Consider the following 23,851-nt stretch of genomic DNA (forward strand, 5'->3'; position numbering starts at 1 on the left):
AAACGGAGTGGTACTCCGTTTGGCGTTCGCGCCGCAACGGAGTACCACTCCGTTTTACAGTGTTCGCGCCGCAACGGAGTGAGTGTTCGCGCCGCAACGGAGTGCCACTCCGTTTTACAGCGCCGGGTGCACCGACTTGAAAACTGCGGTAGGAGATGCCGGGGCGCTCCAGGGTGCACACGTGATTGCGGCCCTTGTTGTATCTTCGCATCGCTGGCTGCCCCCGTGGTGGCTATGCAGGGCCTATAGCTCAATCGGTTAGAGCAGCTGACTCATCAACAGACATCTTTTAATTGAAAAGATGTTTAGCGGTGCCTCCCGGCCGGAAACGACGGGATGAGCAGGGGGTTAACTCAGGGAAACCTGTTCGGGGCAACTGGCCCCGATGGCAATCCTGAGCCAAGCCGGGGAACGGTCGTGATAGTACCCGGAAGGTGCAGAGACTAGGAAGTGAGCAGACCATGCAATACGCTTCCACCAACGCCCCCCACCTAACCCCGCCCCGGCGGATACGGTGATGAGATAGTCCAACTACTTCGGGAAACCGGAGGAAAGTGAATCAGCAGGTCCTTGGTTCGATTCCAAGTGGGCCCACAAAAAACCCCGTTTCCAGGTTGGAAACGGGGTTTTTTGTTTGGGTGGACTGGGGGCCCTGGAATGTGAGGACAACCAGCAGAAAAGGCCGTAGTGCGGGCGGGTCGTGCTAATGTGCGCCTCACCCCCTAGCCCCCTCTCCGAAAAGGAGAGGGGGAACTAGCTCTAGTTTTTAGCGCTAAAAATCAGTTATTTAGACTAGATACTAAATGCTAAAGCTAGTCCCCCCTCTCCTTTTCGGAGAGGGGGCTAGGGGGTGAGGCGAACGTTAGAACGACCCGCCCGCGCAACGGCTTCGGCAAGCGGACGCCAAATGCAGCCCTGCTCAGCCACGCGCTAGGCGGCGTAGGCATTCTCGGCTTCTACCCACCGCAGCAGCGACAGAGCGGCTAGGGTGTCGAGCAGGGGCTGCACCTTGGCGGGGCCGGCCCCGGCGAACCGGGCCGCTACCTGCCGGGGGGTGAGCGGGGCGGGGGCCTGGGCCACCACGTCGCGCACGGCCTGGATTTGCCGGGCCAGCTCGGCGGGCCAGGGCAGGGGGGCGGCGGCGGCGGCGGTTTCGGGGGCCACGCGGGTGGGCAGGTCGAGGCCGGCTTGCTGCTGGCCGGGGGCCTGGTAGGCGGGGCGCAGGTAGCGCACGAGGCCGGCGGCCTCCTCGGCGGCGCGGGCGCGGTTGAGGGCCACGAGGCGGGCCAGCAATTCCGCCTCGGGCAGGGCGGGGGGCCAGCCGTAGGCGGCGGCTACGGCGGCGTCGAGGTCGTGGTGCAGGGCCAGCACCACCGAGGCGAGGCCCTGCTGGTGGGTGGCCTGCTCTTTGGGGGCGAGGGCCTGGCCGGCGCGGAGCTTCTCGACGACGTTGTAGAGGTTGGTAAGCGTGAGGGCCGGGTGCGCGGCCTGCTGGCGCTTGCGGTGCGCGTCCAGCGTTTCGGCCAGCTCGCGGATGCGGGCCTGCTGGGCGGGCGTCGCCTCCGGGAAGGGGAACGGGTCGAAAGTCCGCGTTTTTACGTAAACGGGCCTGTCCTCCAACGTGCTACCCGTTCCTATCGCCCAAACGTAATGAATCCGGCTAGACAATACCCCAAGGTGGTAGGCATCATCGAAGGCAATAGCCACCAGTTTATTATCAGGTATGATGCTAGCATCGAGAAACTGAAAAATCCGGTGCTTAGCGGTTTCTACAGTTGCAATGTAGCGCGATAAGCCAGCTAACATCTTACGCAGCTTTGGGTTGGGCTCTCCGAAAACCCACCAGTTATCCCGACGTGAGGCTCGGTTATTTTGGTCACGCTCAGGTTTGACTGTCTCGAGTAGATGCTGATAAACACTAGGGTAGCGGCTTAGCGCCTCATTAGCATCCAGCCCAAACAAATCAATTACTAATGCCTCGCGGGACTTATCCGTTAGGTCACGGCCATTTCGGTAAGGTCGAATGTGGTTTTCTAACCCTGAACTGCTGCCTAATCCCAATGCAACAGCCTTTGCTTCATCAATTATGAAGCCCGCGCCGAAAAGGCTTACGCCTCTATTGGCTAACCCGTCGTTGGCTTTGAGTGGGCCGGCGTTGTCAAGGTTAGCCCCAATGCTCAAATCGGGCTGAATGCGGCCCTGTTGTTCGGTAAACGACACTTCGGCCGCGTCGTCGCCTTCGGGCCGGGCTTCGGTTTTCACGGCCAGCAGCTGGCCCCAGGCCTGGCCGGGGCGGGTGCGGTCGGCCACGGTCATGCCCACCCGCACGGCGGCCCCGTCCTCGCTGGTTACCCAGGGGTGGTCGGGGATGGCGAAATTGAGTTGCAGCGGGGCGTTGTCGCCGCCCACGAAGGGCAGCATCACCTGCCGGTTGAAGGTCTGCTTGATGCTGTTGGTGGTGATGAAGCCGAACCGCAGCGCCTGCCCGTCGCGCACGGCCAGCGCGGCCTTGTGCCACCAGTACATCACGAAGTCGGCCGATTCGGGCACGCCCCGGCCCGCGTAGGCCCGGCGCAGGGCCTCGGTGTAGCCGTCGCCCAGTAGGTCGCGCATCCGCGAGGTGCCGATGAACGGCGGGTTGCCGACGATGAAATCGGCTTCGGGCCAGGCCGTGGGGTGGGGGTCGGGGTAGTCGTGCACGGCCACGCGGGCGGTTTCGTCGGGCACGTCCTGGCCGGTGGCGGGGTTGGGGCGGGTGGTGCGCCCGTCCCAGCGCGTCACGGGCCGGCCCTGGGCGTCGAGGCGGGGCCGGGGGGCCCCGTGGGCCAGCACCGCGTCCTGGTGCCGGATGTTCTGGTAGTCGTCGAGCAGCGGCTCGGCCAGCTGGGTGAGGCCGTGGGTGCGGATGTGCCATTGCAGGTAGCCGATGCGCAGCACCACGTCGGCGATGGCGGCGGCGCGCGGGTTCAGCTCCAGGCCCAGCAGCTGGCGCGGGCTCACGGTGGTGCCCCCGGCCAGGTCGAGCAGGCCCGACTGCCCGTAGGCGTTGATGGCGGCCAGCACCTCGCCCTCCAGCCGTTTCAGGTGCTCGAGCGTCACGTACAGGAAGTTGCCCGAGCCGCAGGCCGGGTCCAGGATTTTCACCGCCGTGAGGCGGCGCAGGAACTTCACCAGCTCGGCGCGCGCCTCCGCGTCGCGGTCGGCCTCGTGCAGCTGGGCGCTGGCGGCCTGGGCGGCGGCCCACTCGCGGCGCAGGGGCTCGAGCACGGCGGGCACCACCAGGCGCTCCACGTAGCGGCGCGGGGTGTAGTGGGCCCCCAGGCGGTGGCGCTCGTGGGGGTCGAGGGCCCGTTCGAGCAGGGTGCCGAAGATGGCCGGCTCCACGGTGGTCCAGTCGGCGGCGGCGGCCTGGCGCAGCAGCTCCACCTGGGCCCCCGACAGCGGCAGGGCCCCCGCCTCGTGAAAGAGCTTGCCGTTGAAGCGGGGCACCGTGGCCGCCAGGGTGGGGGCAAAGCCGCCCTGGTCCATCGTGTGCCACAGGCTTTCGAGGGCGCGGGGCAGGTTGGGGCGCCGCTGGTCGGTGTCGTACTGCGCCAGCAGGCCCAGAAACGAGCCGCCCGGTATCAGGCCCACGTCCTCGGCAAACATGGTAAAGAGGCAGCGCATGAGGAACGCGGCCACCACGTCGGAGGGGTGCCCGGCCGCCTCCAGCTGGGTAGAAAGGGCGGCGAGCTGCCCGGCCAGCTGGCGGGTAACCTTGGCCGCGAGGCGGGCGGGGTCGAGCTGCTGGGGGTCGGTGAAGAGCAGCCGCAGCCAGGCGCGGGTTTCTTCGCGGGCCAGCTCGGGCAGCATGATGCGGAACCGGGGCGCGTCGGGAAAGGCCGCGTAGTTGTCGCCCACCCCGGCGAAGTTGCTGTACACGTCGAAGCAGTAGCCCACGTCGGCCACCACCACAAAGGGCGGGCGCGGCTCGCTGGCGGGCAGGGCCCGCACGTAGCCCAGGGCCTGCTGCCGGGCCGATTCCATCACCTGGAGCCACTTGGCGGTGCCGCGCTGGGCGTGGCCCTTGCGCAGCTTGGCGGCGGCCAGGCCCAGGGCGGCGCGCTCGGCCTGGGCCTGGGTGGTGCGCCGGGTGGTGCCCTGCTTGGTTTCGAGCACGAAGCAGCCCCGCTTGTAGAGGTCGATGCGGCCGGTGCTGGGCTTGCCGGTGCCGTTGTCGAAGAGCACGTCGCGCTCCAGCACGTAGGCGTCCTGGGCGGGGTCGTCGGTTTTGGGTTCGGGCCGGGGCACGCCCAGCAGGTCGCAAAAGTCGGTCAGGAACAGGCCGTAGTTGGCCCGTTCCGCCCCGCCGGATACTTCCCAGCGGGCTTCAAATTCAGGGTACGTCACAGGAAGAAAAGGGCCGCGTCGGGTGGGTAGCTACGGCGGTTCTAAGGTAGGCGAAATCCGTGGGGGAGGTCCGCCTGGGGGGCACCTCACCCCCTAGCCCCCTCTCCAAAAAAGAGGGGGGACTAGTTTTTAGTCTTAGTATTTAAAAGCTGGATTTTTAGAGCTAGCGCTAGTCCCCCTCTCTTTTGGAGAGGGGGCTAGGGGGTGAGGTGCCCCCAGGGCGAGGCATCGGTTCCGCTTCAATCAGTGCCGCAGCCGCTCAGGAAATCCAGGGCCGGGGTGCCGATGGGGGCCCCGGGGGGCATGGCCACGGGCGGTGGGGGCGAGAACTTGTCGGGCGCGGCCCGGAACTGCTCGATTTGGGCGAGGCCGAACAGCAGGCCGGCTTTCTGGGGGCCCTGGGTTTTGGCGGCTTTCGCGCGCATCCAGGCCTGGAGGTCGTCGATGGCCAGCAGGGCCTGGCCGCGCACGCTGGCCGCCGCGCCGGGGGTGGCGGCCAGCTGGAGCAGGTACTTCAGGGCCAGGTTATTAACGACCGTTTGCAGGGCGGCGGGGTAGCCGGTGGCGGGGGCGGCCTTCCAGGTGGCGGCCAGCAGCTGGTCCACCACGGGCAGGAAGCCGGGCTGCCGGGCGTCGCGGGCGTGGTACTCGACGAGGCGGGCGGCCCGCTCGGGGTTCAGCAGGGCGGCGATGGGGGGCGCGGCGGCGGCCTCGGCGGCGGCGAGCGGGTCGAAGGTGGGCCCGGTGTAGCCGGCGAAGGTCTCGCGCGAGGCCGGGTAGCCCACCGGCCGGGGCGGAATCTGGGCAATGAGCGCCTCGGGCAGCGCCAGGGCCGCCGGGGCGATGGTGGCCAGCAGGGCGGCGAGGGCCTGCTGCTGCACGGCCGGGTCCACGAGCTGCGTGGGGGCCTGCCCGTCGTTTTTGAGGGCGTGGGTGAAGTACACCCCGCCGATGGACTTGGCCACGGCCTCCACCTGGTAGCGGTGCAGCAGGTAAATGGGCACCAGCACCTCCTGTAGGGTGGCCAGCGGGGCGTCCGGGCGGATGGCTCGTTCCGAAAAACCGTCCAGCACGTGCCGGCGCAGGGCCATCAGCTGGTTCAGCTGGGCCACGGGGTCGGGGCCGTCGTCCCACTGGTTGGCGGCCGGGTGGGCGTAGCCGCCCACGTCGGGAATGAAGCGGTAGCCCTGCCGCAGGGTTTCGCGCAGGATGTCGTCCAGGGCCCGGTTTTCGTCGGTGCCCGGCGGGAAGTCGGCGTAGCCCCACAGCACGGCCCGCTTGTCCCAGCCGCCGATGCCCGCGGCGTAGGCCCGCGACACGTCCACGCGGCCGTCGGGCCCCAGGGTCAGGCGCGGAAACGGGTAGTCCATCACCGAGGCGCGGTCTTTGGTGCTGGCCGTGAAGTTGTGGTAGAAGCCCAGGGTGTGGCCGATTTCGTGCGCCGAGAGCTGGCGGATGCGGGCCAGGGCCAGCTGCTCCAGCTGGTCGGGCACGGGCTGGCCGTCGGTGTAGGGTTGCAGCAGGCCCTCGGCGATGAGGTAGTCCTGCCGGTGCCGGTCGGAGCCCAGCGACACGACGCCCTTGATGATTTCGCCGGTGCGCGGGTCGATGTACGAGGCCCCGTAGGAGAAGGCCCGGGGGCTGCCCGAGCGGTTGATCCAGTTCACCACGTTGTAGCGGATGTCCATCGGGTCGGCCCCGGCGGGCAGCTCCTTGATTTGGAAGGCGTTGCGGTAGCCGGCGGCCTCGAACGCCTCGTTCCACCAGGCCCCGCCTTCGAGCAGCGCCTTTTTGATGGGCGCGGGGGCCCCGCGGTCCACGTAGTACACGATGGGGGCCACGGCCTCGCTCACGGCGGCGGCGGGGTCCTGTTTTTGCAGGCGGTGCCGCTGGCTGAAGCGCTGCACCAGCGGCGCGTTGAGGGGGGCGGCGAAGTCGGTGTAGCTGAATTCGTTCAGGCCCGAGCGCGGGTCGAACTTGCGGGGCCGGTAGCCGGGGCCGGGCAGCGCCACGAAGGCCTGGTGCAGCTGCACGGTCACGGCGCTGGGGTCGGGGGCCAGGCCGCCGCCCTCATCGCCAAAGAAGTCGGCCCCGCCGGGCCCTCCCACGAAGGTAACCATGGCCTCGAACTCGCTGTTTTTGGGGAAGTTGCGGGTGTTGGCGAGGTACACGGCCGAGCGCGACTCGTCGAGCTTGTAGCTGGCCGGCGGCCCGCCCCCGGCCCCGGGCCCCAGCAGGCTGGCCCCGGGGCCCTGGAAGCCGCGGCTGCCCAGCCGCTCGCCGATTTTCTGGCTGTCGCGCACCAGAAACGGCGTCAGGTCCACGAGCACCTTCGCGCCCTCGGCGGCGGCCGGCACGAAGCCCCACACCACCGACTTGGCGAAGGCGTTGTCCACGGCCCGCTGCTCGTCGGCGCTGGCCGCCACGGCCCGGTAGTCGTAGTTGGGCTCGATCAAAAACACCTTGCCCCCGACCCGCACGAACCTGGCGATGGCCGCCGTGCTCTGCCCGCGCTCGATGCCGTTGCCCACGCCGTTGGCCAGCGACCCGAAGTACAGGAACTCCTCGTCGAAGCGGCTGATTTCCAGGAATACCTTGCCCGTTTTGGCGTCGTAATAAAACGGAAAGTAGCCGTCGAACTTTTGCAGCCCCCGGGTGACCGCGCCCAGCGTGGCGGCCGGAGTAGCGGCCGGCGGGGCCCCGGTTTTGGCGGCGGGCCGGGCCGCCGCGGGCGGCGCGGCCGGTTGGGCCGCAGCGGCGGCGCACAGGCCCAGCAGGCCGGCGAGAAGGGGAGTAGCGTGCTTCATGCGGTCAGGGGAAAAAAGACGAGACGGCAAGGTTGCGCCCGGCGGACCAATGTCGCGCACCTTGCCGCAAGAAAAAGGTTTTTTCAAGAAAAAACAGGCCGCTGCTGCGTTGTGCGGGTGCGGCTTGGAAAGCGTTGTCCAGCCTCCCTTTGCCCGCCATGCTGAGCGCAGCGGAGTCGAAGCATCTCTCCCGCAGCAATAATCAAATCAATTGGATTAGGGAGTGTTACCAATCAGAGCCATGCCAGGGCCGCGACGAGGCAACGGGTGGCAAAGTAGCTGGCGGCGCGTTTGTCGAAGCGGGTGGCCACGGCCCGAAAGCGTTTCAAGCCGTTGATGGCGCGTTCGATGCGGTTGCGCTCCTTGCAGAGTTCGGCGTCGTGGGCCGCGGGCACGGCGCGGGTTTTCTAGCCGGGAATGACGGCCGTGGCGCCGGCCTGCCGGATGTGGGCCCGCACGTAGCCCGCGTCGTAGGCCCGGCCGGCACCGCCTGGCCCGGGCGCAGGTGGCCGCGCAGCCGGCCCGGGGCTTGCGGGCAGTCGCGGGCCTGGCCCCCGGTCAAGGCCAGGGCGCAAATGCGGCCCCGCGCCGCGCCGCCCAGGCAGAGCTTGGCGGTGAAGCCGCCGCGCCTGCCCGCGCGGGCCGTCTTTTGGTTGGCCCCGGCGGCCACTTGGGGTGCGCCCGGCCGCGGACCCGGCCGACAGCCGGCGCAAGCCGGTTGCCCCTTGCGCGTGGTCTTGCGCGTGGTCTTGCGCGTGGGCCAGTGCCGGCGGCCGGCCTGGCGCCAGCGCCGGAACCGGGCGTAGAGCGCGTGCCAGGGCCCGAACTGCGCGGCCGGCCGGACGCGCCCCGAAACGCCACACCGGGCCCGCCAGGGCACGGCTTCGACGAACAAGCGCGTGTTCCGGGCCGCCGGGCCCGGCGAGCGTTCCGGGCCCGGCAGCCGCGGCAGCCGCGCCCATTGCCCATCAGTCAACTCAGTCAACAAACTCCGGGCTTTGTTCATGCAGCAAAGCTTGCGCCCAACCGAAGTGGGCAGCGAAGAAGTGGCCCGTAACCCCGAGGTGCGGGCCCTGCGCGCGTGCCTCGAGCGGGCCGAGCGGGGGGCCGGTAGCTTAAAAAAAAGCCCTGGTCATCTTCGGCCAGCCGACCCGGTGAGCACCTACCAGCACCTTGCCCACCGCGCCGCCCACGTGCCCGTGCGCCAGCGCTGCCAGGTCCTGCAGGTCGCGGCCCAGCGCGTACTAGGCCCGGCTCGGGCACTGGACCGGTCCGTGCCCGAGCCGGCCTGGGAAATGGCCGTGCGCGCGGCCCTTGCCCACCACGCCCAGTGCTGTGGCACGCGCCGGTTGCGGGCCCAGCCGCCCCGCTCGTTTGTGCCGCGCACCACCGACCCGGACCCGGCCGTGCGCGCCGCGCCCGACCGCTTGCCGGGGCAGCCGGCCCCCGCGGCTCCCAACCGGGTCTGGGCGGGCGACCGCACCTATTCGCCGCGCCCGGGCGGCGGCGGGTGCTACTTGGCCGTGTGGCTGGACCGCTGCGCGCGCAAAATCGTGGGCGGGGACGTGCGCGACACGATGCCGGAAGCCCTCGTGGGTGCGGCGCTGCGGCGCGCCCTGGCTGTACGCCGCCCCCCGGCGGGCCTCGTCGTGCACCCGGACCAAGGCAGCCCGTACCCGGCCACCCGCTTCCAGGCCTTGCTCGCCCGCCAAGGGGCCGTGCCCAGCAGGAGCCGGCGCGGCAACGGCTACGACAACGCCCCCGCCGAATCCTTTTGGAGCCGCTCCAAAGCCGAACTGCTCGACGGCGGCCGCTTCCCCGGCCCAGCCGAAGCCAAACGCAAAATCGGGCACCGCATCGCCTATCACAACGCCGGGCGCCGCCACCCCGCGCTCGGCTATCAATCGCCCAATCATTTCGAAACCCACCTCCAAACCGTGTCCCAATTGTGCCCGGCTTAGCTAGACCATCACCTGCTTTTTTGGGCTTGTCACTTTTTCTAAACGAATGTCTTTAAAAGGTGACAGAGGGGTAAAAGACACTATTTAAACGGGGGCTTTGTATAGGAGTCTGCTGCAAAAGTAGTAGCCCGAAATTTGGGGCAAATTCTGCACAATTCAAGTCTCAGTGCACCGAACGGCTAGCGTTCCAGCAAGATTTCCGTCCCTAAAATCACCAGGTCGACCCGGCCTTTCAACGTCTGGTCGATGAAGGGCGTGTTCTGGGATTTAGATTTCATGAATTCCCGCGTGAAGGTCGTTTCCGCTGCGGTATCGAACAAGAGGCACTCGGCCGGCTGGCCGACTTCGATGGCGGCGACCGGCAGGCCCATCAGGCGGCGGGGCTCCGCCGAGTAGCGCTTCACCACCAGGTCCCACCCAAATTTGCCGGGCTCGACGAAGAAGTGGTGCAGCGAGACCAGGGCCGTATCCAGGCCGGTGATGCCGTTGGGCGCGCTGATGAAATCCTGGGCCTTTTCGAAGGGCGTGTGCGGCGCGTGGTCCGTAGAAATAATGTCGAAGACGCCTTCGATGAGCCCTTCGAGCAGCGCGTCGCAATCGGCCTGCGTGCGCAGCGGCGGGTTCATCTTGTAGTTCGTGTCGTAGTCACCGATGTGCTCGTCAATGAAGAACAGGTGGTGCGGGGTTACTTCGGCCGTCACCTTCACATCGCCGCGCGATTTCCACCAGCGGATGGTTTCCATGCCGAGCTGGCTGGACACGTGTTGGATGTGCACGTGCGCGCCCGCCGCCCGGGCCAGGCGGATGTCGCGGTCGATGATGATTTCCTCCGCGCAGGCCGGCGAACCCTTGATGCCGAGCCGGTAGCTCATCACCCCTTCGTTGAGGGCGCGGGGCCCGGCCAGCTCCGGCACCTCGCAGTGGCTGGCGAAAAACATCCCAAACTCGGTGGCGTACTGCATCGCCCGCAGCAGCACCGCCGGGTCGTTGGTGGTGTCGCCGTCGTCGGTGAGCATCTTCACGCCGAGCCCGCGCATGCCCTCGATTTCCGCCAGCTCCTTGCCCTCGCGGTTCTTGGTGACGCAGCCGGAGGTGTACACCGGAATGCGGGACCGATGCTTGGCGTTTTCCAGCACGGTCGCAATGGATGTCGCCGAATCGAGGGCCGGGCGGGTGTTGGGCATCATCACCACGCCGGTAATGCCGCCGTTGATGGCCGCCTCGCTGCCCGTGGTGATGGTTTCTTTGTTCTCAAACCCGGGGGCGCGGAAGTGGACGTGGGCATCAAACATGCCCGGCATCAGCACCCGGCCGCGCGCGTCGATGACCCGGGCCCCCTCGGGGATGGCTAGTTTGGGACCGATGTTCTGAATTATTCCTTCGACAATCAGGACATCGCTCTCTAGCAGCGTGGGTGAATTTTCGGCGGCAATGCGGGCATTTTGAAGGAGGAGCATGGGGTGAGGAGTGCTGTAAACCGGCAAGGGGGGAGATATTCGGGCTATTGAAGAAAACGCACGGGTGGAACCAGCCGCCGCGGTCGGCGCTCAGGGCTTAACCACCGTTGAGCCAGCGCGCTGTGGTGCGGCATACGCTTCCTGCCGCGGGAAGTCCCCGCCCGGCGTGAGCCAGTCGAGCACGGCCATGCGAACAGAAATCCCGTTTTCGACCTGGTTGGTAATCAGGCTGCGCTCGTAGTCCATGACGGCGTCGCACAGCTCGACCCCCCGGTTCACGGGGCCGGGGTGCATGATGTAAAGGCCCCGGTCGCGGATTTCCGCCAGCCGGGCGGTGGTGATGCCGTAGACCCGGTGGTATTCGCGCACGCTGGGGAAAAACTGCACGTCCTGGCGCTCCAGCTGCACGCGCAGCAGGTACACCACATCGGGCGCCCAGGCCATGGCCGCCTCATAATCGGTGAAGCGGCGGATGCTGGCCGGGACGTACTTGGGCACCAGCGAGCCCGGCCCCAGGTAGGCCACCTCAATGCCCAGCTTCTGCAGCAGGGTGCTGGTGGAGCGCGCGACGCGGGAGTGGAGAATATCGCCGATGATGAGGACTTTTTTGCCCCGGGGGTCGGGAAATTTTTCCTTGATGGTGAAGGCGTCCAGCAGGGCCTGGGTGGGGTGCTCGTGCGCCCCGTCGCCGGCGTTGACGACCGAGGCCGTGGTTTGGCGGGCAATCATGCCGGGCAGGCCGGGGTGGCTGTGGCGCACGACGATGTAGTCGGTGCGCATGGCCTGGAGCGTCTCGATTGTCTCGCGCACCGACTCGCCCTTGGTGATGGAGGAGTGGGCCACGTCGAAATTCGTGACCTCCGCCGAGAGGCGTTTGGCCGCTACCTCGAAGGAGGAGTGCGTCCGGGTGCTGGCCTCGTAGAACAGCATGAGCACGGATTTGCCCTCGAGGGCAGGGATTTTTTTCACCGAGTGGGTGAACAGTTTTTTGAAGGACGTGGATTGGTCGAGCAGGAACTCGATTTCATCACGGTGAAGGGATGCGATGTCGAGCAGGTCTTTGCGTGCCATACCGGAGTGGAGGGAAAGTGAGGCAGTCTAGCTAAAATGGACAATGTGAAGGCTTACCTACCTACTACCCACGACGGGGAAACGGGCTGTACAAGGCCAAGCGGTGGCGGCAGCCGCCACGGTGGGGGAGGGGGGCGTTAGCGTCGTCTATGGGGGGCATGAGTTTTGCTGAATACAAGGCTTGCCAGGCAGCAGCCGATGAACGCAATGGACATAAAAAAACCGTTTCGGAATCCGAAACGGTAGCGGGGCAGCACTCAGGAAAAATAACGGAAACACCAAAAGCGAAATCGGGAAAATCGATGGTGGCGAGGACCTTTCGGTTCCCTCGTGGTTCCCAGCCGAGCAGGGTCCCACGCTTCGTCAACAAGTTTTTCGGTTGAAGCATGCTGCAAAGCTACGGCATTGTTACGCATCCTTAACGCATATTAGGCAAGGATTTCCGTTGCGGCGAACGTGCGTATGGCGCACAAACGAACAAAAAACCTGCGCTTTAACGCGCCATGCGGAAGCGTTGCGAGCCGGTTGGCGCCCTAGAGCCTGTTATGCACTATTAGCATGCCTGGCGAGCATAATACAGGCGGAAACGACAAAATGCAGTTGTTGCAAGGTCTGGCTCAAGCGCTCGTGGTCGCGGGCCAGTCGCCGGAAGCGGCTGCGCCAGGCAAAACTGCGTTCGACCACCCAGCGACGGGGCAAAAGGATGAAACCCGTCTGGCCTTCGGGCTTGGTTATGACTTGTAAGTCAATGTCAGGCACGGCGGCCTCGTATTCCGGGTCTTCCCCCGTGTAACCCTGGTCCCCAAAGCCTACCTGCCCGGTTTGGCCCGTAATCTCCTGCACCTGCCGGCATAACTCGCCTACTTGCGCCCGCTCTCTTGCGCCCGCTCTTGTTCGTCGGCTGGCGTGATGACGACGCCCAGCAACTGGCCCAGGGCGTCAACGGCGACGCGGGCCTTGCTACCCTTGCGCCTCTTTGCGCCGTCGTAACCCGCCCGGTGCCCGCTCTCCGGCGTGCTTTGCAGCGTCCGCCCGTCGAAAATAACAGCCGTCGGCGTGGCCGACCGCCCCAGCAGCACGCGCTGCAACTCGTTTAAATCATGTACGATACGTTCAAACGCGCGGGCATCGCGCCAGCGTTTCCATTGCTGGTAAACGGCCGACCGGGGCGGCAGGTCACCGGGCAGGTAACGCCAGGGGCAGCCCGTGTGGGCCAGGTAGCACAAGCCGTTGAGCAGCGCCCGCAAGGGGTGCTCCCGCTGAGGTGCGTCTTCGCGCATCAAACACAAATAGGGGCACACAAAGGCCCATTCATCATCGGAAATGTCGCTCGGGTAATGCGCTACTTTTGCCATGCCCAAATTTAGCTAGAGCACAGAACAGGCGCTAGGGGCGGGCCTTCGCCAGTTTCGGGCGTACTTCGGGCCATGAGGAAATCCTACTTACTCGGGGTGCTGCTGGGCGCGGCGGGCCTGCTGCTGGCCGGGGCCCCGCCCGACGCCGGGCTCCAGCGGGTGCGCCAGTACCGCCAGCGCCACGAGCACGAGCTGCTGGCCGAGTACCTGCGCCTACTCGCCATCCCCAACGTGGCCGCCGACAGCGCCGGCCTGCGCCAAACCGCCGCCACCATCGCCGACATGATGCGCCGGCGCGGCCTGAGCGGCGTGCGGCTGCTGGCCGCGCCCACGCCCGGCGTGCCGCCCGCCGTGTTCGGCGAGGTGCGCGTGCCCGGGGCCACCCGCACGCTGGTGTTCTACGCCCACTACGACGGCCAGCCCGTGAACCCGGCCCAGTGGGCCCCCGGCCTGAGCCCTTTCGGGCCGGCGCTGGCGAGCGGCTCGCTGGCCCAGGGCGGCCAGTTGCTGCCGCTGCCGGCGGCGGGCACGGTCCTCAACCCCGAGTGGCGGCTGTACGCCCGCGGCAGCTCCGACGACAAGGCCGGGGTGATGGCCATCCTCGCCGGCTACCAGGCCCTGGCGCAGAGCGGCGGCCGGCCCACGGCCAACCTCAAGTTTTTCTTTGAAGGCGAGGAGGAGCGCGGCTCGCCGCACCTGGCCGAAACGCTGCGCCGCCACCGCGACGCCCTCCGGGCTGACCTCTGGATTATCTGCGACGGGCCGGTGCACCAGTCGGGGCGCAAGCAGGTGGTGTTCGGGGCCCGGGGCGACGTGAACGTGGGCCTGACCGTGTACGGGGCCACGCGCCCGCTGCACAGCGGCCACTACGGCAACTGGGCCCCCAACCCGGCCATGGAGTTGGCCCAGCTGCTGGCCTCGATGAAGGACAGCACCGGCCGCGTGACCATCGCCGGCTTCTACGACGACGTGGTGCCCCTCAGCGCCGCCGAGCAGGAGGCCGTGCGCCGCGTGCCGCCCGTGGAAGACGCGCTGCGCCAGGAGCTGGGTTTCGCCCGGGCCGACGGCGCGGGCGAGTCGCTCGTGGCCCTGCTCACCCAGCCCTCGCTGAACATCAACGGCTTGCGCAGCGCCAACGTGGGGGCCCAGGCCGCCAACGTCATCCCCACCACCGCCGAGGCCGTGCTGGACCTGCGCCTGGTGCTGGGCAACGACTACCAGCGCCAGGTCGCGAAAGTGGTGCGCCACATCCAGCGGCAGGGCTTTTTTGTGACCGCCGCCGCGCCCACCGCCACCGAGCGGGCCCGTTACCCGCGCATCGTGCGCGTGACGCCCGAAACCGGCTACAACGCCCAGCGCACCGCCCTGGAGCTGCCCGTGGCCCGCAGCGTCGTGCGGGCCGTGCAGGCCACGGTGGCGCAGCCCGTGGTGCTGCTGCCCACCTCGGGCGGCAGCCTGCCGCTCTACGTCTTCCAGCAGGAGCTGGGCACCGTCACGCTCACCGTGCCCGTGGCCAACTACGACAACAACCAGCACGCCGAAAACGAAAACATCCGCCTCGGCAACCTCTGGGACGGCATCGAAACAATGGCCGCTCTTATGACCATGAAGTAGCCCGCCGGGGACCGGGGCCGGTTGGGGTGGCTTCAAATTCTATAGACATAATTAAAAATGATGAATTAAAAATTTGATGGTCAGATTTTTAATTCATCATTTTTAATTCCTACCAAAGGTATACGGCAACTCGGAAAGCCGCACCCGGGTACGCCGACGCCGGAACCGTTCTACGCCAACCCTTTGCTGGCCCGCACGGCGTGGTCCACGGCGCGGGCGGCGAGGGCCATGTAGGTGAGCGAGGGGTTTTGGGTGGAGGTCGAGGTCATGCAAGCCCCGTCGGTCACGTACACGTTGGGGCAGGCGTGGAGCTGGCTGGCGGCGTTGAGCAGCGACGTTTTGGGGTCGCGGCCCATGCGCACGCCGCCCATCTCGTGGATGTCGAGGCCCGGGGCCTGGTGCGAGTCCTCGGTTTTGATGTTGGTAAAGCCGGCCTTAGTGAACATCTCGCTGAACTGGTCGAAGTAGTCCTGCTTCATCTTGGCGTCGTTGTCGTCGTAGGCCACCGAGATGTTGAGCAGCGGCATGCCCCACTCGTCCTTGCGGGTGGGGTCGAGGCGCACGTAGTTGGTTTCCTTGGGGATGGTTTCGGCCATCATGTGCGAGCCCACGGCCCAGGGCCCGAAGGCCGGGTGCTCCAGGCTGTGCTTGAAGCCCTCGCCGATGGGGTGCTCGGTGTGGTCGAGCTTGCGGTGGGCCGAGAAGCCGGCCGCGTAGCCGCGCAGGAAGTTGGTTTCCTGCTTGTACACGTTGCGGAAGCGCGGAATGTAACCGCCGCCGGCCGGGTTGCGGCCGTCGGTGGTCAGGTCCTTGAAGCCTTCGTACTCGGCCGAGATGTGGGCGCTGTAGTTGTGGAAAGCCACGTACTTGCCCATCAGGCCGTTATCGTTGCCCAGGCCCTGGGGGAAGCGGTGCGAAGTCGAGTTCAGCAGCAGCAGGTTGGTGTTCAGAGCCCCGGCGTTCACGAAGATGACGGGGGCGTAGTACTCCGTCACGGCCTTGGTGTGGGCGTCGACCACCCGGATGCCGGTGGCCTTGCCCTGGGCCTCGTCGTAAATAACGGACTGCACCACCAAATCGGGCTTGAGCGTGAGGTGGCCCGACTTCAGGGCCCACGGAATGGTGCTGGAGTTGCTGCTGAAGTAGCCGCCGAACGGGCAGCCGCGCTGGCACAGCACCCGATTCTGGCACTGCACCCGGCCCTGCTCGTAGTGGATGGGGTTGGGCTTGGACAGGTGGGCGCAGCGGGCGCTGATGACGTGGCGGCCGGGGTACTGGGCCTTCACCTGCTCGCGGAAGTAGTTTTCCACCACGTTCAGCGGGTAGGCGGGCAGGAACTCGCCGTCGGGCAGCTCGGCCAGGCCGTCGGCGTGGCCGCTGATGCCGGCGAACTTCTCCACCCGGCTGTACCAGGGCGCGAGGTCGTCGTAGCGGATGGGCCAGTCCACGGCGAAGCCGTCGCGGGCGGGGCCCTCAAAATCGTACTGGCCCCAGCGCTGGGTCTGGCGGGCCCACATCAGCGACTTGCCGCCCACCTGGTAGCCCCGAATCCAGTCGAACGGCTTTTCCTGCACGTAGGGGTGCTCGGCGTCCTTCACGAAGAACTGCATGGCGTCTTCCTTGAAGGCATAGCAGCGGCTGATGACGGGGTTGGCCTCCTTGATTTCCTGCGTGAGGGCCCCGCGGTGGGCAAACTCCCAGGGGTTGAGGTTGGTGGTAGGGTAGTCTTTGATGTGCTGCACGTTGCGGCCGCGCTCCACCACCAGCGTTTTTAAGCCTTTGTCGCACAGCTCCTTGGCGGCGTAGCCCCCGCTCATGCCCGAGCCGACGACGATGGCGTCGAACGTGCGCTCCTTTACACTGTCGATATTAAGATAAGCCATTGCGTCGCTTGGATAGATTGATTTTGCTCACCGGGAAATAGCCGTTGTAGCGGCTGGGCACCAGTTCGTACACGATTTGGGTGGTCAGGAAATACTTGCCGGTGGTGTAGCCGCCCACGGCCAGCCGCTTGGTGCTGTGGTAGAAGCTGGCCAGGTCGCTGGAGCCGTCCGGTTGCCGCTCCAAGCCTTGCAGCAGGGCCAGTTTTTGCGGGGCGGTGCCGGCCGCGAAGGGGCGGCCGTAGGCTTTCTGGGCCGCGTCGTCGAGCTGCCCCAGGCCGGCCACGAAGGCCTGCTGCTCCTTTTTTTCGCAGCAGTCGTCCAGCATTTTCAGCACGTACAGGTGGATGCCCAGCTCCTTGGCCCCGGGGGTGTCGGTTTTGGGCAGGATGGTTTCGCAGACTTCGGCCAGGGTTTTCTCCTGCGAGGCGCTCACGGCCACGTGCTTAAGGGCGATGGAGGCCGGCGGCTCGCGCTTGGCGTCGGCGAGGCAGCCGGGGAGCAGGGTGGCCGCTCCGGCAAAAAAGGCGAGGTTTTTGAGGGCAGTGCGCCGGAGCATAACGGATAGGATTACGGGAATTGGTCGTGTAAAGTACGGATTTTTCCCCGTCGGCGGCCGTCGGTGGCTCCGCCCGAGGCCAAATAATCGGGAAACTTTATCCGGTCAAAATACATAAATACGTATTTATAGCGGCGCATAATCCGTGTTTTCCTAAGCCGGACGGGCCCGAATCGGCCCGAACTTTGGGCACCGCGCTCAGAACTCCTGGCCGGCCCGCTGCCCGTGGAAAAAACCCCCAAATTTGGCCCCGCCGCCCAAACGCCGCAGCAGCGGAGCTACGTGCTGGCGCAAATGCAGGCCGTGTTCCCGGCCCTGAAAACCAAGGCCACCGCCTACACCCGCCACCTCCTCGACCGCTACGTGGCCGGCGAGCTGAGCTGGGCCGACGTGCGCCGGGCCCTCGACACCGAAGCGGGCCCCGCCGCGGTGCGCTAGCAAACGCCCTGGGTTCCGCGCGTCATGCGCGGCGCGGCGGGCGGATTTTTCCCTGCGTATCCGTCGCAGCAAGCCGGGCCCCGCCGCAGCGCAGCCTGCGCGAGCGGGGTAGCGGCGGGGCCCGGCAGCGCGCCGTTCGCTCCTCGTCCAAGGTGGAGCCGCCGCCGGCCGGGGCCCGCTTTTTACCTAGTGGCGAGTCTGTGTGCCGGTTTCTGGGTAGCTTGCTAGGATACGATGCCAACTTGTCGGCCATGCACGTTTCTCCTTTCCACTCGCCCTTGTGCGGCATCGCCCTCGAAGACGTGTGGCACGACCACAGCGAGTGCCCCATCGGGCAGCGCTTGCAGTGGCCGACCGCCTGCCGGGCAAAGGCGGCAGCGGCAAGCGCTGCCCATTTTGCGTCCAGCTCGACCAGCCCGTGCGCTCCGACGAGCTGCCCCCACTAAACCCCCGGCCCCAGCCGTAGGCGGAGGACTAGCCAAAACCGGGGCCCGTTCGCCTACCCGCTCAGCAGCGCCACCTTAGCCGCCGCGAAGCCGAAGGGGCCCGCCACCAGCGCGTCAACCTGCTGCTTCAGGAACCGAAATGCTAACGGCGGCATCAGCGGCTTTGGCAGCCAGCAACTGCTCCACCAGGGCCCCAATTTTCGTTTGCTACGCGGACGTGGTGGCGGGAGGCAAGCGGTAGGTAAAGTCGAGGGCCTGGGAAGGCGGCGGGCGATATTTTATGCCCCGGCAAGCTACGGGCAGTGCAGCCCCGCAAGGAAGGCGCGCAGCCTGCCGGCGGGGCTGGGGCGCATCGACGGGTGCCGGTCCACGTATCTTCCCTGCTCAAACCTGTGCACTGAATGAAGAAACATTACGAGATTTTGGATGGCCTGCGCGGCACCGCCGCGCTGCTGGTTGTCGTGTTCCACCTATTCGAGGGCCTCAACCCCGACTACCGCACCAACCCGCTGCACCACGGCTACCTGGCCGTGGATTTTTTCTTTCTGCTCTCGGGCTTCGTGGTGGGCTACGCCTACGACGACCGCTGGCCGGCGCTGCGCCTGCGCGATTTTTTGCGCCTGCGCCTCGTGCGCCTGCACCCGATGGTGCTGGTGGCCGTGGCCATCGGGGCGCTGGGCTACGTGCTCGACCCGTGGGCCAGCGCCGTGCAGCGCACCAGCGGGCTGCGCATGACGGCCGCCCTGGCCCTGGGGGCGCTGCTGCTGCCCGGCCCCACCCTGCCCAACCGCTTCGACGAAACCCACCCCCTGAACGGGCCGTGCTGGTCGCTGCTGCAAGAGTACCTGGCCAACCTGGCCTACGCCCTAGTGGGGCCGCGGCTGGGGCCCCGGGCGCTGGCCGCCGTGGTGGCGGTGGCGGCGGCAGCGCTGGTGGCCACGGCCGTGAGGCACGGGCACTTGCAGGGCGGCTGGGGCCGCAGCACCTTCTGGATGGCCCCGGTGCGGGTGGCGTTCCCATTTTCTGCCGGGCTGCTGCTGTTCCGCCGGGGCTGGCGCATCCGCCTGCCGGGGGCCTACGGGTGGCTGTCGCTGGCGCTGCTGGCGCTCTTTGCCGGGCCCACCTGGCAGCCCGCCGGCTACTACGAGGCGTTTTGCGTGGTGGCGGTGTTCCCGCTGGTGGTGGCGGCCGGGGCGGGGGCCTACGCCGCTGGGCGGCTGGGGCCGCTGTGCCGCTGGGCGGGGCGCATCTCCTACCCGCTGTACCTGGTGCACTACCCGTTCATCTACATTTTTACCAACTGGGTGAATGCCACCCACCCCACCCGGGCGCACGCCCTGCCGGTGATGGGGGCCCTGGTCGTATTTTTCGTCGGCCTGGCCTGGGTAGTCCTGCGCCTCTACGACGAGCCCGTGCGGGCCTGGTTGGGGGCCCGCTTCCGCCGCCGGCCGCCGGTGCCCGCGTAGGGATGGGGGTGGCTTTGCCGGCGGCCGGCCAATCCGTTCCCAAAAAATTAACATTGCCGTCACGGCCCACCGCGGACCTTTGCCCCGCCAAAGGCGCGGCCCCCGCGTACTTTGGCCCGTTGCCGCTCCTTACCCGCTTCCGCATGAAAATCTCCCTTGCCCTGGCCGCCGCGCTCGGCCTGCTGGCGGCCCGCCCGGCCGCCGCCCAAGTGCCCGCCGACGACCCCAAAGCCGCCAAAGTCCTGCTGCCCAACGGCTGGTCGCTCACGCCGGCCGGGGGACCCGCGCTGGCCCTCGGCGACCTGCCGCTGAACATGCAGCTCTCCGCCTCGGGCAAGCTGCTGGCCGTGACCAACAACGGGCAGAGCAAGCAGACGGTGCAGCTCATCGACCCGGTAACGGCGAAGTTGCTGGACGAAAAGCCCATCGGCAAGTCGTGGTACGGGCTGGCGTTTAACGCCAGCGCCGACAAGCTGTACGTGTCGGGGGCCAACGACAACATCATCCTGGCCTACGCCGTGGCCGGCGGCAAGCTGGGCGCGGCCGACACGCTGCGCTTGGGCAAGGCCTGGCCGAAGGAGAAAATCAGCCCCGCCGGCCTGGCCGTGGACGGGCCCCGGCAGCGCCTCTACACCGTGACCAAGGAGGACGACGCGTTGTACGTCATCGACCTGAAAACCAAGCGCACCCTCAGCCGGCTGGACTTGGGCCACGAGGCCTACGCCTGCCTGCTGGCCCCCGACGGCAACACGCTCTACATCACGCTCTGGGGCCACGACGAGCTGCTGGCCTACGACACCCGCACCGGCCAGATCCGGCAGCGCCTGGCCACCGAAAGCCACCCCAACGAGCTGATTCAGACTCGTAACGGCCGCTACGTGTTCGTGGCCAACGCCAATGACAACTCCGTGTCGGTGGTGGACACGAAAGGGTGGAAGGTGCTCGAAACCATTGCCACCGCCCTGTACCCCACCCGGCTCACCGGCTCCACTACCAACGGCCTGGCCCTGAGTCCCGACGAGAAAACGCTGTACATCGCCAACGCCGACAACAACTGCCTGGCGGTGTTCGACGTGGCCACGCCGGGCCGCAGCGCCGGCAAGGGCTTCATCCCCACGGGCTGGTACCCCACCTGCGTGCGCACGCTGGGCCGGCAGGTGCTGGTGGCCAACGGCAAGGGCTTCTCATCCTTGCCCAACCCCCGGGGCCCCCAGCCGGTGAAGAAAACCGACACCAGCGGCTACCAGACCGGGGCCGCCGCCGACGCGCCGGTGCAGTACATCGGCGGCTTGTTCAAGGGCACGCTCTCCTTCATTCCGGCCCCCGACGCGGCCCGGCTCAAGGCCTACACCCGGCAGGTGTACGCCAACACGCCCTTCACGCCGGCCCTGGCGAAGGAGGCCCTCGGCGAGGCCGGCAACCCCGTGCCGCGCCGCGCCGGCCAGGCCTCGCCCATCAAGCACGTCTTCTACGTCATCAAGGAAAACCGCACCTACGACCAGGTGTTGGGGGATATGAAGGCCGGCAACGGCGACTCGACGCTGTGCCTGTTTCCGGAGCGCGTGACGCCCAACCACCACGCCCTGGCCCGCGAGTTCGTGCTGCTCGACAACTTCTACGTGAACGCCGAGGTGAGCGCCGACGGCCACAACTGGAGCATGGCCGGCTACGCCACCGACTACGTGGAGAAGACCTGGCCCATCAGCTACGGCGGGCGCGGCGGCAGCTACGACTACGAAGGCACCCGCAAAATTGCCTACCCCCGCGACGGCTTCATCTGGGACTACTGCCGGCGGGCGGGCCTGAGCTACCGCAGCTACGGCGAGTTCGCGGAGAACGGCAAAACGCCCCTCAAGTCTTTGGAAGGGCACATCTGCCCGAAGTCGCCGGGCTTCGACACCGACATCACCGACGTGGAGCGGGTGCGCGTGTGGCGGCAGGACTTCGACTCGCTGCTGGCCAAGGGGGCCGTGCCGCGGTTCAGCACCGTGCGCATCAGCAACGACCACACCAGCGGCCAGCGGCTAGGCAAAGTCACGCCCACCGCCGCCGTGGCCGACAACGACCTCGCCCTGGGCCAGTTCGTGGAGCACATCGCCCAGAGCAGCATCTGGCAGGAATCCCTCATCGTGGTACTCGAAGACGACGCCCAGAACGGCCCCGACCACGTGGACGCCCACCGCTCGCCGGCCTTCCTCATCAGCCCCTACACCCGGCGCGGCACCGTCAACCACAGCCTCTACACCACGGCCGGGGTGCTGCGCACGATGGAATTGATTCTGGGCCTGCCGCCCATGAGCCAGTACGACGCCGCCGCGCTGCCGCTCTTCGGCTGCTTCCAGGCCACGCCCAATGTAGCCCCCTACCAGGCCAAAGCCGCCCGCGTGCCCCTCGACGCCCGCAACACCGCCTGGACGCCCAGCGCCGAACGCTCGGCCCATTTCAACCTCGCCAAGGAAGACGCCACCCCCGACCGCGACCTCACCGAAGTGGTGTGGAAGGCCGTGAAGGGCGAAAACGCCGTGGTGCCGGCCCCCCGCCGCGGGGCCTTCGTGCGGGCCACCCCCAAGCGCAAGGACGACGACGATTAGGGCTTCGGTAAGCGTCCGGTCGGGGGCACCTCACCCCCTAGCCCCCTCTCCAAAAAAGAGGGGGGACTAATCCTAGTTTCTAATTTTAAAACTAGAGCTAGTTCCCTCTTTTTTGGAGAGGGGGCTAGGGGGTGAGGTGCCCGCAGCGGCCGGTACCTGAGCCCAACCTTACCGCACCTCCAGCACCAGCACCGACTTGGCCGGCAGCTCCACGGCCAGCTTGTCGCCGCGTTTCTTAGCCCCCGTAAAGGCCGCTGGCTGGATGTTGCCGGGCTTGTCGAAGGTGTTGTAGTCGCTGACTTTGGCGGAGGTCAGCACCCGGCCGGTCACCGTTTTCCAGCTCACGCCGGGCAGGGCAGTTTCCAGCTGGAAGGCGTGGCTGGGGTCGAGGTTGACCAGGGAGATGTGCACGAGGCCGTTTTTATCCCGGGAGGCGGAGGCGTTCAGGGCGGGTATTTTCTCGCCGTTCAGCACGTAGTCGGGGCTGCTGAATTGCAGGGGCAGCAGCGTAGCGTCCTGGTGCACCTGGTAGAGGTCGAACACGTGGTAGGTGGGCGTGAGCAGCATTTTCTCTTTATCCGTCAGCACCAGGGCTTGCAGCACGTTCACGGCCTGGGCCAGGTTGGCCCCGCGCACCCGGTCGGCGTGGTTGTTGAAGATGTTGAGCGTGGTGCCGGCCACCAGGGCGTCGCGCAGCGAGTTCTGCTGGTACAAAAAGCCCGGGTTGGTGCCGGGCTCCACGTCGGTCCACACGCCCCACTCGTCCACGAGCAGGGCCACCTTTTTCTCGGGGTCGTACCGGTCCATGATGGCCGAATGCCTGGCCACGATGGCCTCCATTTTCAGGCAGTTACGCAGCGTGTTGAAGTACTGGGCCTCGTCGAAGCCGGTGGCGGGGCCCTTGTGGCTCCAGTCGCCGGTGGGCAGGGTGTAGTAGTGCAGCGTGAGGCCCCACATGCGGCCGGGCCCGATGTTTTTCATGCACGTCTCGGTCCAGTGCACGTCGTCGGCGTTGGCCCCGCTCACAATGCGCTTGAGCGGGGTGCCGGGGTAGTCGTGGGCGAAGGTGGCGTAGCGCTTGTACACGTCGGCGTAGTACTCGGGCGTCATGTTGCCCCCGCAGCCCCAGCTCTCGTTGCCGATGCCCCACATGGCCACTTTATAGGGCGCGGGGTGGCCGTTCTGGCGGCGCTCCCGCACCAGCGGCGTGTCCTCGTCCGAGTTGAGGTACTCCATCCAGCCGGCCATTTCCTGCACCGTGCCGCTGCCCACGTTGGCGGCCAGGTAGGGCTCGGTGCCCAGCAGGCCGCACAGTTCCAGGAATTCGTGGGTGCCGAAGCTGTTGTCTTCCAACGTGTTGCCCCACCACAGGTTCAGCATCTTGGGGCGCTGGGCGGCGGGCCCCACGCCGTCGTGCCAGTGGTAGGTGTCGGCGAAGCAGCCGCCGGGCCAGCGCAGGTTCGGCACGTGGATTTTGCGCAGCGCCTCCACCACGTCCAGCCGGATGCGGCCCTGCTGGGGCACGCTCAGCCCCGGCTCCGCCCAAAACCCGCCGTAGATGCACCGCCCCAGGTGCTCGGCAAACTGCCCGTAAATGTCCTTGCTGATGAGCGTTTTGGGGCCATCGGCCCGCATCGTGATGGGGACGGTGGTCTGGGCCAGGGCGGGCAGGGCCCCGGCCAGGGCAACGGCCAGGGGCAGTTGTTGAAAAATCGTTTTCAGACGCATGGGTGGGATGGGGTGCGGGTGATGGTGGCCGAAATGTAGGCTTATAGGCTTAATAGCAGCGAAGGGCCCAGCGGCCCGGACCTAGCAGT

General features: G+C 67.0%; 14 protein-coding genes and 1 pseudogene. 5 read left to right on the forward strand and 10 right to left on the reverse strand.

Annotated features, from left to right (window positions below):
• Positions 1 to 930: 930 nt before the first annotated feature.
• From HNP98_RS16280 to HNP98_RS22495, 4 genes are all read right to left on the reverse strand, one after another.
• Positions 931 to 4,389 carry a class I SAM-dependent DNA methyltransferase gene (locus HNP98_RS16280; RefSeq protein ID WP_173811229.1) on the reverse strand — a complete coding sequence of 1,153 codons (3,459 nt, stop codon included), beginning with the start codon at positions 4,387 to 4,389 and terminating at the stop codon, positions 931 to 933.
• A 239-nt stretch (positions 4,390 to 4,628) separates the two neighbouring features.
• Positions 4,629 to 7,196, reverse strand: a complete 2,568-nt coding sequence (locus HNP98_RS16285) for a zinc-dependent metalloprotease (protein WP_173811230.1) — start codon at positions 7,194 to 7,196, stop codon at positions 4,629 to 4,631.
• A gap of 233 nt (positions 7,197 to 7,429) precedes the next feature.
• Positions 7,430 to 7,591, reverse strand: a complete 162-nt coding sequence (locus HNP98_RS16290; RefSeq protein ID WP_173811231.1) for a transposase — start codon at positions 7,589 to 7,591, stop codon at positions 7,430 to 7,432.
• Complete coding sequence (locus HNP98_RS22495; RefSeq protein WP_173811232.1) at positions 7,522 to 8,202, reverse strand: transposase; 681 nt, start codon at positions 8,200 to 8,202, stop codon at positions 7,522 to 7,524. Before HNP98_RS22495 ends, HNP98_RS16290 begins: the two co-directional genes overlap by 70 nt.
• Positions 8,203 to 8,212: 10 nt before the next feature.
• Between HNP98_RS22495 and HNP98_RS16300 the strand changes: the two genes are divergently transcribed.
• Complete coding sequence (locus tag HNP98_RS16300) at positions 8,213 to 9,157, forward strand: IS3 family transposase (RefSeq protein WP_173811233.1); 945 nt, start codon at positions 8,213 to 8,215, stop codon at positions 9,155 to 9,157.
• Positions 9,158 to 9,336: 179 nt separating this feature from the next.
• On the opposite strand, the gene HNP98_RS16305 is transcribed toward HNP98_RS16300, so the two are convergent.
• From HNP98_RS16305 to HNP98_RS16315, 3 genes and pseudogenes are all read right to left on the reverse strand, one after another.
• Positions 9,337 to 10,614, reverse strand: coding sequence for a dihydroorotase (locus tag HNP98_RS16305; protein WP_173811234.1), 1,278 nt, complete (start codon positions 10,612 to 10,614; stop codon positions 9,337 to 9,339).
• Between the two features lie 90 nt (positions 10,615 to 10,704).
• Complete coding sequence (locus tag HNP98_RS16310) at positions 10,705 to 11,685, reverse strand: aspartate carbamoyltransferase catalytic subunit (protein ID WP_173811235.1); 981 nt, start codon at positions 11,683 to 11,685, stop codon at positions 10,705 to 10,707.
• Between the two features lie 543 nt (positions 11,686 to 12,228).
• Positions 12,229 to 13,040, reverse strand: a pseudogene (locus HNP98_RS16315) (IS5 family transposase).
• 72 nt (positions 13,041 to 13,112) lie between these two features.
• Here HNP98_RS16315 and HNP98_RS16320 point away from each other — a divergent pair.
• Positions 13,113 to 14,654, forward strand: a complete 1,542-nt coding sequence (locus HNP98_RS16320; protein ID WP_173811236.1) for a M20/M25/M40 family metallo-hydrolase — start codon at positions 13,113 to 13,115, stop codon at positions 14,652 to 14,654.
• Positions 14,655 to 14,824: 170 nt separating this feature from the next.
• On the opposite strand, the gene HNP98_RS16325 is transcribed toward HNP98_RS16320, so the two are convergent.
• Together HNP98_RS16325 and HNP98_RS16330 are read right to left on the reverse strand one after the other, a co-directional pair.
• Entirely contained in the window at positions 14,825 to 16,537 is a 1,713-nt protein-coding gene (locus HNP98_RS16325) for a GMC oxidoreductase (RefSeq protein ID WP_173811237.1), read from the reverse strand.
• Positions 16,524 to 17,093, reverse strand: coding sequence for a gluconate 2-dehydrogenase subunit 3 family protein (locus HNP98_RS16330; protein WP_173811238.1), 570 nt, complete (start codon positions 17,091 to 17,093; stop codon positions 16,524 to 16,526). Before HNP98_RS16330 ends, HNP98_RS16325 begins: the two co-directional genes overlap by 14 nt.
• A gap of 225 nt (positions 17,094 to 17,318) precedes the next feature.
• Between HNP98_RS16330 and HNP98_RS16335 the strand changes: the two genes are divergently transcribed.
• From HNP98_RS16335 to HNP98_RS16345, 3 genes are all read left to right on the forward strand, one after another.
• A complete protein-coding gene (locus HNP98_RS16335; protein WP_173811239.1) occupies positions 17,319 to 17,531 on the forward strand; it encodes a hypothetical protein in 213 nt (70 codons plus the stop codon).
• A gap of 847 nt (positions 17,532 to 18,378) precedes the next feature.
• Positions 18,379 to 19,443, forward strand: a complete 1,065-nt coding sequence (locus HNP98_RS16340) for an acyltransferase family protein (protein WP_173811240.1) — start codon at positions 18,379 to 18,381, stop codon at positions 19,441 to 19,443.
• Between the two features lie 143 nt (positions 19,444 to 19,586).
• On the forward strand, positions 19,587 to 22,034 hold the full coding sequence (locus HNP98_RS16345; RefSeq protein ID WP_173811241.1) for a bifunctional YncE family protein/alkaline phosphatase family protein: 2,448 nt from the start codon (positions 19,587 to 19,589) through the stop codon (positions 22,032 to 22,034).
• A gap of 168 nt (positions 22,035 to 22,202) precedes the next feature.
• Here HNP98_RS16345 and HNP98_RS16350 read toward each other — a convergent pair whose 3' ends face one another.
• Complete coding sequence (locus HNP98_RS16350) at positions 22,203 to 23,762, reverse strand: alpha-N-arabinofuranosidase (protein WP_173811242.1); 1,560 nt, start codon at positions 23,760 to 23,762, stop codon at positions 22,203 to 22,205.
• Positions 23,763 to 23,851: the final 89 nt, after the last annotated feature.

It is taken from the genome of Hymenobacter caeli (assembly GCF_013294115.1).
Lineage (GTDB): Bacteria > Bacteroidota > Bacteroidia > Cytophagales > Hymenobacteraceae > Hymenobacter > Hymenobacter caeli.